This is a genomic window from Alkalibacterium sp. m-11, from assembly GCF_054658155.1.
Genome location: NZ_BAAGIR010000054.1, coordinates 1 through 13,677, shown reverse-complemented (window position 1 = coordinate 13,677; position 13,677 = coordinate 1). Strand labels below are relative to the sequence as shown.

At 42.0% G+C, this 13,677-nt stretch carries 14 protein-coding genes; 13 read left to right on the top strand and 1 reads right to left on the bottom strand.

What is annotated here, in order from left to right; all coding sequences use genetic code 11:
* The first annotated feature begins 157 nt into the window (after positions 1 to 157).
* Positions 158 to 304: a hypothetical protein gene (locus ACYQ2O_RS07075; protein ID WP_346023670.1), complete on the top strand. Its 147-nt coding sequence runs from the start codon at positions 158 to 160 to the stop codon at positions 302 to 304.
* Between the two features lie 647 nt (positions 305 to 951).
* Here ACYQ2O_RS07075 and ACYQ2O_RS07070 read toward each other — a convergent pair.
* Entirely contained in the window at positions 952 to 1,491 is a 540-nt protein-coding gene (locus ACYQ2O_RS07070; RefSeq protein ID WP_346023669.1) for a YehS family protein, read from the bottom strand.
* Positions 1,492 to 1,802: 311 nt separating this feature from the next.
* On the opposite strand from ACYQ2O_RS07070, the gene ACYQ2O_RS07065 reads away from it, so the two are divergent.
* The 12 genes from ACYQ2O_RS07065 (at position 1,803) to celB (ending at position 13,493) form a co-directional block, all read left to right on the top strand.
* On the top strand, positions 1,803 to 2,762 hold the full coding sequence (locus ACYQ2O_RS07065; RefSeq protein ID WP_346023668.1) for an RluA family pseudouridine synthase: 960 nt from the start codon (positions 1,803 to 1,805) through the stop codon (positions 2,760 to 2,762).
* A gap of 366 nt (positions 2,763 to 3,128) precedes the next feature.
* Entirely contained in the window at positions 3,129 to 3,659 is a 531-nt protein-coding gene (locus ACYQ2O_RS07060) for a Na+/H+ antiporter subunit E (RefSeq protein WP_346023667.1), read from the top strand.
* 35 nt (positions 3,660 to 3,694) lie between these two features.
* Positions 3,695 to 3,955, top strand: coding sequence for a monovalent cation/H+ antiporter complex subunit F (locus tag ACYQ2O_RS07055; protein WP_346023666.1), 261 nt, complete (start codon positions 3,695 to 3,697; stop codon positions 3,953 to 3,955).
* Positions 3,955 to 4,260 (top strand): monovalent cation/H(+) antiporter subunit G, encoded by a 306-nt coding sequence (gene mnhG, locus ACYQ2O_RS07050; protein WP_346023665.1) that lies wholly within the window; start codon positions 3,955 to 3,957, stop codon positions 4,258 to 4,260. The genes ACYQ2O_RS07055 and mnhG overlap by 1 nt, the downstream gene beginning before the upstream one ends.
* A gap of 6 nt (positions 4,261 to 4,266) precedes the next feature.
* Complete coding sequence (locus ACYQ2O_RS07045; RefSeq protein WP_346023664.1) at positions 4,267 to 4,830, top strand: Na(+)/H(+) antiporter subunit B; 564 nt, start codon at positions 4,267 to 4,269, stop codon at positions 4,828 to 4,830.
* A complete protein-coding gene (locus ACYQ2O_RS07040) occupies positions 4,814 to 5,512 on the top strand; it encodes an MnhB domain-containing protein (protein WP_346023663.1) in 699 nt (232 codons plus the stop codon). Before ACYQ2O_RS07045 ends, ACYQ2O_RS07040 begins: the two co-directional genes overlap by 17 nt.
* A gap of 56 nt (positions 5,513 to 5,568) precedes the next feature.
* On the top strand, positions 5,569 to 5,928 hold the full coding sequence (locus ACYQ2O_RS07035) for a sodium:proton antiporter (RefSeq protein ID WP_459769316.1): 360 nt from the start codon (positions 5,569 to 5,571) through the stop codon (positions 5,926 to 5,928).
* Positions 5,929 to 7,524, top strand: a complete 1,596-nt coding sequence (locus ACYQ2O_RS07030) for a complex I subunit 5 family protein (protein ID WP_346023661.1) — start codon at positions 5,929 to 5,931, stop codon at positions 7,522 to 7,524.
* 43 nt (positions 7,525 to 7,567) lie between these two features.
* Entirely contained in the window at positions 7,568 to 9,175 is a 1,608-nt protein-coding gene (locus ACYQ2O_RS07025; protein ID WP_346023660.1) for a complex I subunit 5 family protein, read from the top strand.
* A gap of 30 nt (positions 9,176 to 9,205) precedes the next feature.
* On the top strand, positions 9,206 to 10,810 hold the full coding sequence (locus ACYQ2O_RS07020; RefSeq protein WP_346023659.1) for a complex I subunit 5 family protein: 1,605 nt from the start codon (positions 9,206 to 9,208) through the stop codon (positions 10,808 to 10,810).
* Between the two features lie 1,010 nt (positions 10,811 to 11,820).
* Positions 11,821 to 12,171: a PTS sugar transporter subunit IIB gene (locus ACYQ2O_RS07015; RefSeq protein WP_346023658.1), complete on the top strand. Its 351-nt coding sequence runs from the start codon at positions 11,821 to 11,823 to the stop codon at positions 12,169 to 12,171.
* A gap of 29 nt (positions 12,172 to 12,200) precedes the next feature.
* On the top strand, positions 12,201 to 13,493 hold the full coding sequence (gene celB, locus ACYQ2O_RS07010; RefSeq protein ID WP_346023657.1) for a PTS cellobiose transporter subunit IIC: 1,293 nt from the start codon (positions 12,201 to 12,203) through the stop codon (positions 13,491 to 13,493).
* The last annotated feature ends 184 nt before the right edge of the window (positions 13,494 to 13,677 follow it).

Here is a 13,677-nt window from a genome sequence, read left to right as displayed (position 1 = left end):
AAAACCTCTTGGCATTGGCCAAGTAAAAGAAAATCAATGAGGCAGGGACTGCCTTTTGAGCCTACCCCTATCCGATTCCTCTGTCTGTATGAAGTCTGTGCAGACAAGAATGGAGTTCGTAGGAAGCACCCACTTCAAAATCCAAAGGATTTAAGTGGTGGGTAGTTCACGAGAGGACTATACCAAGCAAGTAACAAATGAACAATCTGGCAAGAAACGAAAACAGGCAAGATCAATAATTCAATATAAGCGTTATTTCAATGTCGATCATTCCACTGATACTGATTTACCTGTTCTTATCTAAGCACATCATCGCCGTCGTGACTGGTGGTGGAGTGAAAATGTAAGCTGAAAATTTCAGCTCCTCAATCACTTTCTTTCCATTATGAATACCCTATCCTCTTCAGCACGCTGACTTGAAGGGGGTAGGGTATTTGTAATATGCATGAGCATAGATTTTTCGTAGAAGGTGATCCTGCTTAATCACGTGAATTCCGATACTCGGTAGATTTCATCTTAAGAATACGATAAAAGTGGCATCTAAAGTTGTGTAGCGACAGTTTCTGCCATTTACGTCTAATTAAACTGCGCTTAGGGACATTAATAGTGACACTTTATAAAGTTACGACATGATGGATCTATAACTAGAGAGAATTTAACGACAAGTTATCTGGTGAGAAAAATATAAGGTGCAGCTAGAGAGCATTTAGTGACAGTTTTCTTGTTGCCTACGAAATAAACTACAGCTATAAGGCTGCTAGTGACATCTTCTCAAGTTCTTAAAGAATAAAATGTAACTAGACAGCGTCTAGTTATACCTTATCAAAAAGAAAGAATGTAAAGTCAGACTAGAAACAGCTTAATGACAGATCATCAGATAAATTAATAGAAAAAATGAGCTTAGTTCATATTAGAATGATCTAAGCTGGACGATACGTAAGGCTATTATAATCAATTGGAAGAATCGAAGCCACGCAAGTGATGGGCGAGTCCTTTCAGGAAATTACGTGCATACCGGTCGCCGCACTCTTTGTAATTCCGGTGACCTTCTTTCCTTAAAACAGCACTTAATTCACTATTCGAGATGTGGACACCAGTGTCGTCTAAGATGTCCAGTATGTCATCACTGGTAAGAGTAAGAGCTATCTTGACTTTCTTTATCAGGACGTTATTTACATCTTTATCGTGCTTGATAAGTCTGGTCTGTTTGACTGGCTCACCAGTAGCAGTGACTTGCTGTCCACGCTTAAAGACGATCAGTCCATTTAGAAATGATTCGAATAGCAAATTGCTGCATTCTTTAACATAGGTGTTCTCGGTAAAGTCATCTTCTTTATCGGAGGTAGCTTCAGAAGACTCGACTTTCTTCAATAGCAGCTGAACCTCTTCTAAGGATAAATCTTGATGGCCTAACTTGAATATTTCCTGAGTTTCTTCATCTCTTAAATCGAGTGCGTACCTTAATCGTAATAGACGATCATTATTATTCATGTTTAATAGCCTCATTTCACATAATTAGATTCCATACGAACAGTATAGCAAAAATGAGTTACTGTGATTAAATATATTAGACAGATATTAGATTGTTGAGCACAACTATAGAACGTCTGTTTTGATTAATGATGCGGAAGAACGTTGGAAATAAGATTATCAAGAAGATTCTGATGACATTTTTCTACTGGATACAATTGGCACTTCTCAAAACTAAATGCAGCTCAGACTGTCCAGGTCTGAATCACTGATCTAAATCAGTCTGTTTTCTGTTATACTGTACTGGAGTCAACAACTTTAGGAGTGAGTATATGAGTAAGAATAGAAACAATAAGCATAAAAATCAGCCCAAGAAAAAGTCTGATGTGGTCCGTAAAGGAACAAAACAGGTCAATAAAAAGGGAACCACGAACTATACAGTGGAAGAAGAGACAACTCTGCTGCCATATTTGTTGACCGTCATCACAAACAAAAGCCGGAATGCGGTCAAATCTATACTGACTAGAGGTCAGGTGTCGGTGAACGGAGAAGAGACCACTAAGCATAACTATCCGCTGAAACCAGGTGACACAGTCAATATCATGAGCAATCAGGAATCCAAAAAACGTTCTGAATTAATGGGTGTATCCATTCTGCATGAAGATCAGGATCTGATTGTCATCAACAAGGAAGCGGGCATGCTTTCAATTTCTTCAGACGACCCGACAGAACCGACTGCCTACCATCAGTTGAGTGACTATGTGAAGAAGGAACACCCCGATAACAAGATTTTTGTCGTGCACCGTCTGGACCGAGATACATCAGGCGTCATGCTTTATGCAAAATCGGAAAAAATAAAAGAGGCGCTTCAGAAAGACTGGAAGAATACAGTCAAGGAACGTATCTATACAGCACTGGTCGAAGGAGACGTTAAAGAAGAGCAGGGGGAGTATGCATCATGGCTGTCTGAAAGTAAAGGGATCAAGATGTACTCCAACTTGGAAGACAATGGAGGAAAACGGGCGGTTACCCACTTCCGGAAAGTTCTGGGTAACGAGAACTACTCTTTGCTTGAAGTTGAACTGGAGACAGGTCGTAAACATCAGATTCGTGTGCACCTGAAAGAGATGGGTCACCCGATTGCCGGAGACAAGATGTATGGGGCAGAAACTAATCCCCTTAAGCGTCTTGGCCTGCACGCAACGACCCTTGTTCTCGTTCATCCAGGAACAAATAAACTAGTGCGCTATACGTCAGAAGTACCAAAAAGTTTCCTTAAACGAGTGAAGTAAAGAGATTTGTCTATAAAAATCTGAAAAAATTAAACCATCCGGATAAGGTAAGAGCCTATTCGGATGGTTTATTGCCGTTCAGCTGCAAGATATAAACGTCAGGCAAAAATGCTCAGATATCAATGTAAAGTGAACGATCAATTTGTTAGACTGTTAAATAATTAGAAAATATGAATAATGATCGAAGTAGATGGAAAATAAAATCGTTTTCATTCAGACGTGTAGCGGTGTTTTATAAAAAATCCATTGCATATGATTTGAAACATGCTACAATCGAAGTACAGCCGAAAAGATGGGATTTTACCCGCCCATCGACTTACTTAGAGATAGACTGTCATCTACTCACGTCGGAAGGGAGGTTTTTTTTTGAAAACATATTTGAATGAATTGTGGGAAGACATCGTCGATAACAAGGAAGTGATTATTCTATTATCGTTAGTATGGCTTATTTTGTTTGAACAGTTCACGATTGGAGTTGCACTTTCAGGTGTTTTTATGTCGATTTTAGTGGTAATATTCACCGACCGTTTCCTTTTAAAGGGAAACTATAAGCACTCTTACATGATCGGACTGGGTACTCTGGCTAAATATGTATTCCGACTGATTATTGAAATTTTTCTAGCTGGATTCGATGTTATTCCTAATATCATTTCCGGTAAAGCAGATGTTCAGATCATTACTTGTCAGACTAAACTTACAGATGAACTGCTGATCGATATACTAGCCAATTCCATCACACTGACCCCTGGGACAGTTACTGTCGATAAGAAAGGCAGTACACTGAAGGTTCTGGCGCTTAATGCACCTGGAGTGGATGATGACCCTAGAGTAGTCATTCCACTTAAACTGGAAGATATACTGTTACGCTACGAAGAAACACTCGATGGAAAAGCGTAAAAGAAATTAGGAAGAGAGAGGAAGTTTAAAAACAAATGGATTTTGATTCAACTGTTTTAGCCATTATCATCGGCCTGTCAGTTTTCGGACTTGTCCGTGTTCTGGATGGACCGACTATATGGGACCGCATGCTTGGATTCGCACTATTTTCACCCAAGGTCATTGTTGCAACTGTCCTGATCGGGATCATCATCAACCGGACCTATATGATCGATGTGGCTATCATTTATGGTGTGCTCGGATTTATTGGAACGATAATGATTGCACGCTTCGTCGAAAGAAAGGGTGATGTATAATGACGCAAGTAGTAGAATGGATCGCAAACATAGTCATTATTATCGGCCTAATTTTTATGGCACTGGGCGTATTTGGGATTTTCCGTTTCAATGACTACTTTTCACGCACTCTAGTTGCATCTAAAGTTGATACAGTTGGCTTCATCACGATTTTGTTCGGTCTGATGATCAAGCATGGCTTTGATTTTTTCAGCGGCAGGATTATCATTGTACTGGCTTTGTATCTAATCACTAATCCCATCGCTACTCATGCCATTACCCGTTCAGCCCATTTGAGTGGATACAGAATCAAGAAGGAGAGATAGGAGACAATGTTTCAGACATTTATATTATTGACATTACTAGTATTAGCCTGTTTCTCTGTCTTATCTGATAACTTGCGTCGGTCGATCATTTATCTTGGTGCCTTTTCACTGACGATTGCACTGGCCTACCTGCACTATAATGCACCCGATGTGGCGCTTGCTGAAGCGGCGATAGGGGTCGGACTGTCAACCGTCATGTACTTAGTTGCTTTGAAAAAAGTATCAGTATACGACATTTGTTACGTAAATGAAGATGTGGAAACATTCAATGATGATCAGATAAACGAGATCAGAGACTCAATCGTCCGTCCGCTTGAGCTGTTTGTGGAGCGTACAGAAGAGATCGAGCCTCAACTGGCTTATACAAACCGTACACTGGAAACAGTCATGCGCGAGGACGAACATGACTGTCTGATCCACCGTAAAGGTGATCTGACCTATATTTATGGTGATACAACTGACCAAGTTTTCCAGGATATCGTAGCTAACTTGAATGACGTCATTAAAGATATTGAAGATATCCGTGTTATTTTCAGGGATGAGGTGAGCTTAGATGCCCCAGACGAGTAGACTGTTTAATATTGTACGTATCGCATTTGCGGTTATTGGAGCTGCCGTGGTGCTGTTTCTGTTCTTGAATCATTCGGAACAACTGGATACACCTCTGATGGATTACTTTACTGCTGACTTCTTTGCACAGACTGGAGCTCAGAACTCTGTAGCTGCCATATACTTGAACTACCGTGTATTCGATACATTGTTTGAAGCACTTATGCTGATGGTTTCCGTTATGGAGGTTATCAACGTCTCATGGGCTAACAAACATGCTGAACAGTATAAATTTGAAAAAGATGATTTCAATAGAAAGAACAACTCAGAAATCGTCATCCGAATGGTCGGAATCATTTATCCATTCGTTCTGCTGATCGGACTTTATATCATCATCAATGGACATGTATCGCCGGGTGGAGGATTCCAGGGTGGAGCTGTTCTGGCAACGGCTCTGATCACACGTTATCTTGTTTATCCAAACTTTGACCTGGACTTGCATACGCTCGAGAAACTGGAAAAATTCCTGTTCCTGTCCATCGTCATGACGCCTGTCCTGTATGTGTTTATGCAGCTGCAGCCTGCAGACACGACATTATCTCATCAGATTTACATGGTAACCATGAACTCACTGATCGGACTGAAAGTATTCTCCGGACTGAGTATCATCTTTTACCGATTCGTATTCTACGAAGGAAGATAAATCCGTCGATCTAAGTGAAATTTACTGCACGTTCCTCAACTATTAAAAGAAAGAAGATGAAACCATTGGATTTTATCACTGGCGAAATTGTCGGCATTCTTTTGTTCTTCATCGGACTGTATGGTCTAATGACGAAAAAAATGATTGTTAAAACCATTATGTCCATGTCGATCATGGAATCAGGTATATTTTTATTTTACATTACGATCAACTACACAGATGGTAGTGTGCCCCCAATCGGACAGGCACAGGAAGCTGCATTTGTCGATCCCGTTCCCTCTGCTTTGATGATCACAGCCATCGTTATCGGTACCGGTGTTACAGCGATCGGCTTGACCTTGTTTATGCACTATAAACAAAAGCATGGCATTACTCACTGGTCGCGTAACAGAAATCAGACAGGAAGTGAACATTAATTGTTAGGATTATTGGTGCTTGCTCCAATTCTAACTGGAGCAATTACTTATCTGCTGAGAAACAGGGAAGCTAAGTTATTTCTATATATTTTCCAAGTGATTTATGCCGGTCTGGCGTTCTATGTCTTCATGACTGTTAAAGAGACTGGACCGATAGTCTGGAACGTTGGCGGCCATACTGACGGCCTGGCTTTAAGTCTGTACGCTGATTCGATCTCAATCTTTATGGTCCTGATGACGGCAGTGTTTTATATTGCATTTCTAGTCTATGCTACGAGAGAGAAGTATTTCAGACCGAGATTCTACTTCCTGTTCATGGTCCTTCAAGGTCTGATGATGGGCTTGTTCCTGTCTAGTGACTTGTTCAACATCTTTGTTTTCCTTGAAGTCTCTACAGTTGTCGTATCCATCCTGATCATGATCAATAAAGAAAAGCAGGCAATATATGATGGCATGATCTATTTCTTTGTCAATGTCATCGGCTCAGCTTTTCTTCTCTTCGGGATCGGTATGCTTTACCGTACATTCGGACTTTTGGATATTCGTGCCTTAAAAGAGGCCATGTCCATGCTTGAAAGCCCGAGAGCAGTGGTTCTGCCTTACGGGATGATGATGGTGACTGTTTCACTTAAAACAGCAGTAACGCCATTATTCAGCTGGCTGCCGAAAGCCCATGGAACACCCAGTGCGCCACCTGTTGTATCAGCCGTTTTGAGTGGCCTGTACATCAAGAGTGGGGTATACATGTTCATCCGTTTCAACGAAATGTTCAATCCAGTGATTGACATGCATGTCTTTTTCTTCTGGATCGGATTCCTGACCTCTTTGATCGGATTCATCATGGCTCTGGGTCAGAAAGACATCAAACTGATCCTGGCTTACCATACCGTTTCACAGGTCGGTCTGATCATGATGGGGATAAATATGGCTTCAGAAAGTGCTTTCTGGGGTGCGCTCTACCACATCTTCAACCACGCTATATTCAAATCTACCTTATTCCTGACTGCAGGAATGATTTACGAAGAATACGGCACCCGAAATGTCTACAAGATAAGAGGGCTGTTCAGACGGATGCCCTGGGTAGCGGTCGCAACGACATTAGCAATACTAGGTATTACTGGAGCACCATTCTTTAACGGAAGTATTTCAAAGTATATGATTGCACACGGAACGTATGACTATACCGTTACTTTGCTTTTGAACATCATCAACTTGGGAACAACGATGTCCTTTGTTAAGTATGCAACTATGCTTTTCGGAAAAAGCCCTAAGAAGGGGACAGCCAAGTCAGACTTCTATGCGTCGACTGCCTGTGTCGTTATGGGTATTGCTTCATTCTTAACTGGAATATTCGGGGAAGGACTGACTCAGTTTTTCTTCAACTATGAAGTACACGTGAACGTTGACGAATACATTCAAAAAGGGATGGTCTATGTGCTGATGATCGTTGCAGGGGTTGCATTCTACAACGGGATCATTAAACACGGGGGACTCATCACTCGAATTGGACATCTAGAACTGACTTTTAACGGGATCATTACATCTATGGTCGGTTACTTCATTGTTCTAATTGTCTATCTGTCTTTAATATTGTAAATAGGCTCGGTCTCATAAATTTTGATAGAAACGGAGTGACAGGATGCTATATTGGCTTATTATCGTACCGATTGTTATCGCAGTTATAAATGTAGGGTTTATCCATAGTGATTCCAGAAAACTGATCGTCGGATCACAGCTTGGAATCACAGTATACGCAACCTATCTGTTTTATCTCGTGCGTACTCAGGGCACCATAATGGACAATCTTGGCGGCTATCCTCGCGCCTTTTCTATCACACTTTATGCAGACCGGATATCCATCGTATTAGTCTGGCTGACGACTTTGTTGTTCTTAGGCCTGCTGATTTATGCCTGTCCTGGGGATTACTTTAATTCTCAGTTCGGCTTCTTATACTTAACTCTTCAGTCACTGATCATTGCACTCTTTCTCTCCACGGACTTATTCAATATTTATGTGCTTCTGGAAGTGTCGACCGTCGTCGTCGCGATCCTTATCATGTTCAACAAAGACAGGCAGGCAGTATATGATGGCATGATCTTCCAGTTCGTCAGTGTCATCAGTTCAGGTTTTTGGCTCTTTGGTGTCGTGATGCTCTACCGGACATTCGGTCACCTGGACCTTCATGCAATACAGGAAGTCATTACAGAAGTGGAGGATCCGCGTTCGCTTATTCTTCCATTTGGATTTATACTGACAACGATCAGTCTGAAGATTGCTTTGTTCCCGCTCTCGAGCTGGCTGCCTAAAGCTTACGGCACACCGAGTGCGCCACCAGTCATTCCTGCTATTTTATCAGGAGTATACGAGACTACGGGACTGTACTTATTTATTCGCCTCACTGCAATGTTTTCTGAAGTCATTGAACTGAATGCATTTTTCCTCGTTGTTGGATTTGTAACCAGCATCGTCGGATTCGTTCTGGCTGTTGCCCAGAAAGATTTGAGGCTTCTGTTAGCTTATTCCACAATCTCTCAGGTTGGACTGATGACTGTCGGATTCTCATTCGGCACCGAAGCCAGCTACTGGGGGAGCATGTATCATATGTTTGCACACTCTCTGTTCAAGACAGTGCTTTTCCTCTCTGTCGGCGTCTTGTCTAATCATTACAAGACTCGGGATATATACAGAATAAGGGGAGTCATGAAGGCTTTGCCGGTCACAGGCTTTGCCATCATCTTCGGCCTGCTTGGTATTACAGGCGCGCCACTCTTCAATGGATCCATTTCGAAGTACATGATCAGTTATGGTAGCGATTCGCCATATATTCAACTGCTTTTAAATTTAATCAATCTGGGGACTTTGCTGTACAGTATGAAATTCGCAGCCATGCTGTTCGGCGAAAATACTCAACCTGACAGTGTCAGGGAAAAGGACAGTACCCACGATATTCCACAATGGACAACTTTTGTCTTCGGGGTACTCACACTTCTGACGGGGCTGTTCGGCAATACCTTCTTACAGTTCCTTTACGGATTCGACTTTACGATTTACCCAGGTGAATATCTGGAAAAATCATTAATCTACTTGCTCCTGGTTCTCGCTGCCTTTGCCCTCTATAGAGGATGGGTCAGGGAACGGGACTTATTTACAAAATTCGGTTATGTCGAATTGTCCTTCAATGCGATGATAACTGCACTTGTCATGTTTTTTATCGGTATAGTTGGTTATATGTACTGGCTTGCTTAATTACGGAAATTAGAAAGAAGGTCGCACACATTGCTTTACCTACTAGTCATTGGGCCGATTCTGGCCGGTATCGTCAATATTCTATTCAAGAAACGAGATACCCGTCCGTTCATTATCGGAGTTCAGATTGCCCAGTTAGCTTATGCGCTATGGATTTTTATCCAAGTGCGTACGGATGACACCATCTTTAACTTTATGTCCGGTGTTCCGGATGGTCTGGCCATTACATTAATGGCTGATATCATCTCATCGGTGTTTGTCTTACTTACAACGATCATCTTCCTTATGATGCTGCTGTTTGCTTATCACAAGGAATACTTTAACACGCAGTTCGCATTTCTGTTTCTAGTTCTGCAAGGGTTGATCATTTCGTTATTCTTAAGTACTGACTTGTTCAACTTGTTCGTCATGCTGGAGGTATCGACAGTGGTCGTTGCGATTCTCATTATGTTCAATAAAGAGAAACAGGCGATATATGATGGAATGATCTATTTCTTCGTAAATGTCATCGGAACAGCGTTTCTGCTATTTGGTATCGGAATGCTTTACCGAACCACTGGATTTCTAGATATGAGAGTCATCAGTGAAGCAATCGTGGAAGTGGAAAGCCCAAGAGCGGTCCTTCTTCCATTTGCCTTCATGATGACGACCTTAAGTCTGAAAACTGCCGTTGTTCCTTTGTTCAGCTGGCTACCGAAAGCGCACGGAACACCTAGTGCACCACCGGTTGTCTCTGCAATATTATCCGGACTCTTCATTAAAACGGGTGTCTATATGTTCATCCGTTTCAGCGCCATGTTTGAACCGGTAATACAGGTGCAGGAGATTTTCTTCCTGATAGGCTTTATTACATCAATATTTGGATTCATCATGGCGATGGGGCAAAATGACATCAAGATGATCTTGGCTTATTCTACAGTATCCCAGATCGGACTGATCATGATCGGTCTGAATATGGGATCTGAAATCGCCTACTGGGGCGCACTGTTCCATGTAGTCAGTCATGCGTTATTTAAATCTACATTATTTCTTGCGGCCGGTCAGGTCTATCACCAGTACGGAACGCGTGATATACGTATGATGCGTGGTGTTTTAAGAGCGATGCCTTTAACTGGTTTTGCTATCATCTTTGGTATTCTAGGTGTGACCGGTGCGCCACTGTTCAACGGAAGTATTTCCAAGTATATGATTAGCTATGGAAGCTATCGCCCGATCGTCCAGTTCGGTCTTAACCTGATCAACCTTGGGACAATCACATACTTCGTTAAATTCGGTAGTATACTCTTCGGAAAAGACAACCGACCTGAAGAATCTAAACCACCAAGAGAAGACTTATTGTCCGAACTGCTTGTTTTCATTATGGGAGGACTTATCTTACTGACAGGTGTATACGGACCAGTCTCTATGGATATCCTGTTTGGGTATCAAGTTGAAGTATTCTCAGCAGAATATTTTGAAAAAGGGATCGTGTATGCTCTGATGATTCTTGCCGGAGTCGGTATCTACAACGGAATCATCAAACAGGGTGGTCTACTTGACCGGATCAGTCACGTCGAACTGACATTCAATGCGGTCATCACCTCGATGACAGGCTTCTTCCTGTTCATTGCCGGTTACTTGTATTTAGTCCTTTAACAGATATCAATTGGAAACACCCTGCTGACCGGGGTGTTTTTCTTATGCCATAGATTAGTAGGGAAGGTGTGCAGTAATTGAGGCTTTTCAGCAGTATCAGCCGTGCAGATTAAATCGATTGCAAGTTTAACTATAGTTTCAGTCATTCAGCATATGATGAACTGTAACTAGATACGATTATAGTGACAGCTAATCAAGATGCATAACGGCTGAACTATAATTAGATGGTTTCTAATGGAATGTCTGAAGATAAGTAGTCAATAAACTATAACTAGACGGCTTTTAGCGACACTTCTTTTTAAGAAGTAAAAATAAACTACAGCTATAGGCCTTCCAGCGGCATCTTTTAAAGCTCTTAATGAGTGAACTACCCACCACTTAAATCCTCCGGATTTTGAAGTGGGGGCTTCCTACGAACTCCATTCTTGTCTGCACAGGTTTCATGCAGACAGAGGAATCGGATATGGGTAGGCTCAAAAGGCAGTCCCTGCCTCATAGGTTTTCTTTTACTTGGCTAACGCCAAGGAATACTCAGTAGGCTTGGTTGTCGCCTATATAGACTTGGTTATCGTCTATATATAAAGTATACCAAATGAGAATGACATTAACCACTTCAAGCTATCGCTTGACCGAAATTCATCTCCCACTTTCACTGGTGCTTCGCACCCATACGCTTAGAAGTGGGAGACTTCTTTCGGAATTACGTTAAAATGTAACTAGACAGCGTCTAGTTATACCTTATGAAAAATGCGGAAATGAAGGTGTATCTATAAACCGTCATAATGACAGTTTATCAGGCAGTTCAGTACTTAAACTAATTCTATAAAGTAAAATCTATGGTCTTTTATGGGCGAGTCGAGGCAGGGAGGGACGCAAAGCCTTCCTTATTTTGAGAATCATAATACAAGTACAGCTAATCTGTCCCATTATAGTAGTAGATAAGTAATTAATTCTTTTCCGTTTCTTAACGGAAATTAGTCATGTGGTGATGGAAGCGTTATTACATTAAGATGACTATAGATCAAACAAAAAGGAAGGAAGAAACTAACATGATTAAAATTTTATTAGCTTGTTCATCAGGAATGTCAACAAGTCTGCTAGTGCAAAAAATGGAAGCGGAAGCAAAAGAGAGAGGCATCGATGCTGAAATCTGGGCAGTCGCTCAGGATAAAGCTCCGGAAGACATGAAGAAAGCTGATGTCCTGCTTATCGGACCACAGATGCGTTTCATGAAAAAGAAATTCTCAGTCACTGCTGACGAAGTGGGTATTCCACTAGATGTCATCGATCCGGTTGCTTATGGCCGCGTTGACGGAAAAGCCGTTCTTGATAAAGCACTTGAACTTACTGGCAAGAATTAAGCCTGACAGGGGATTAGGAGGAAACAATAGTGGATAAATTTATGGAAATGTTAGAAAACATTCTGATGCCGCTGGCTGAAAAGCTGAATAACAACCGGTATCTGAGTGCTCTAAGAAACGGGTTCATGGTAGCTTTACCGATGATCATCTTTGGATCGATCTTTGTTGTAATCGCTAACCTGCCATTTCTTGACCGTGTATTAGGAGAGGACGGCTTCTCAGCTTATCAGGCTGCGCTTGGACCGGCTTCTGATGCAACACTGAGTATCATGGGGTTATTTGTTATTATTGGTATTGGATATAAGATGGTTGAACAGCGTGGAGGCGAAGCTATCTACGGTGGAGTTGTCGCTATCGCATCATTCCTTATCATGACACCTCAAATTGTAGAAGAAGTTGGGGGAGTAATTCCAACCGCTTCACTAGGAGCGCAGGGGATGTTCTTAGGTATTTTTACAGCATTTATTTCTGCAGAATTGTATCACTTATTCGTACGTAAAAACCTGACAATCAAAATGCCTGAAGGTGTGCCGAGTGCGGTCTCCCGTTCATTCAGTGCATTGATTCCAGTAACGATTACTCTGACAATTTTCTTAGCTATCAGAATTCTGTTCAGCTTTACAGGCTTTGAAACAGTGCAGAACTTCATCTATACATTGGTACAGCAGCCATTGACTGCTCTTGGAAGTGGACTGCCTGCAACACTGATCGCCGTTCTGCTTATTCAAGTCTTCTGGTTCTTCGGACTGCACGGACAAATTATCGTCAATTCAGTATTTGACCCAATCTGGTATTCACTGAATGATGAAAACCTGGCTGCATTCCAAGCTGGAGAAGACCTGCCACACATCGTGACTAAGCAGTTCTTGGATACCTTTATCGTCGGTATCGGAGGATCCGGAATGACCCTGGCTGTCATCATCTGTATCTTTGTCGTAGCGAAAAGCCGCCAGATGAGAGACCTGGCTAAACTGGGTGGACCATCCGGGATCTTCAACGTAAACGAACCGGTTATCTTCGGACTGCCGATCATAATGAACCCGCTTGTAATGATTCCATGGCTTCTGGCTCCTGTAGTCGTAGCAGCAGTCACATACTTCGCTATGTCTGTCGGCTTTGCACCGAGACCGGCCGGAGTGATTGTCCCATGGACCACACCAGCACTTCTGAGTGGCTATCTCGCTACCGGGAACAACCTGATGGGTGCAGTGATGCAGCTGATCAATATGGGTATCGTATTTGTCATCTGGTTCCCGTTTGTCAAACTGCTTGATAAACAGTACTATGGTGAAGAGATGAGTGCAGCGGAACCGACTAACTAATTCAAATAAAATAGACAGGACGAATTCCCTTCAATGGGAGTTCGCCTTTCTTTTCTAAAAGGAACTGTCAAATTTTTTATGAAAACTAAAAATTAAAGGTGGTGAAGGCCCACTGACTATACCAATCGGAGCCGCATTTGCCCTTGACAAACACTTGAATGGTTTCAGTTAAGGTCACAAGGGT

What these genes read in the sequence shown, in the direction of transcription:
- ACYQ2O_RS07065 (WP_346023668.1), top strand. Translation starts at nt 1,803, where the DNA reads ATGAGTAAGAATAGAAACAATAAGCATAAAAATCAGCCCAAGAAAAAG.
- ACYQ2O_RS07025 (WP_346023660.1), top strand. Translation starts at nt 7,568, where the DNA reads ATGCTATATTGGCTTATTATCGTACCGATTGTTATCGCAGTTATAAAT.
- mnhG (WP_346023665.1), top strand. Translation starts at nt 3,955, where the DNA reads ATGACGCAAGTAGTAGAATGGATCGCAAACATAGTCATTATTATCGGC.
- ACYQ2O_RS07015 (WP_346023658.1), top strand. Translation starts at nt 11,821, where the DNA reads ATGACTATAGATCAAACAAAAAGGAAGGAAGAAACTAACATGATTAAA.
- ACYQ2O_RS07040 (WP_346023663.1), top strand. Translation starts at nt 4,814, where the DNA reads ATGCCCCAGACGAGTAGACTGTTTAATATTGTACGTATCGCATTTGCG.
- ACYQ2O_RS07055 (WP_346023666.1), top strand. Translation starts at nt 3,695, where the DNA reads ATGGATTTTGATTCAACTGTTTTAGCCATTATCATCGGCCTGTCAGTT.
- ACYQ2O_RS07070 (WP_346023669.1), bottom strand. Translation starts at nt 1,491, where the DNA reads ATGAATAATAATGATCGTCTATTACGATTAAGGTACGCACTCGATTTA.
- ACYQ2O_RS07045 (WP_346023664.1), top strand. Translation starts at nt 4,267, where the DNA reads ATGTTTCAGACATTTATATTATTGACATTACTAGTATTAGCCTGTTTC.
- ACYQ2O_RS07035 (WP_459769316.1), top strand. Translation starts at nt 5,569, where the DNA reads ATGAAACCATTGGATTTTATCACTGGCGAAATTGTCGGCATTCTTTTG.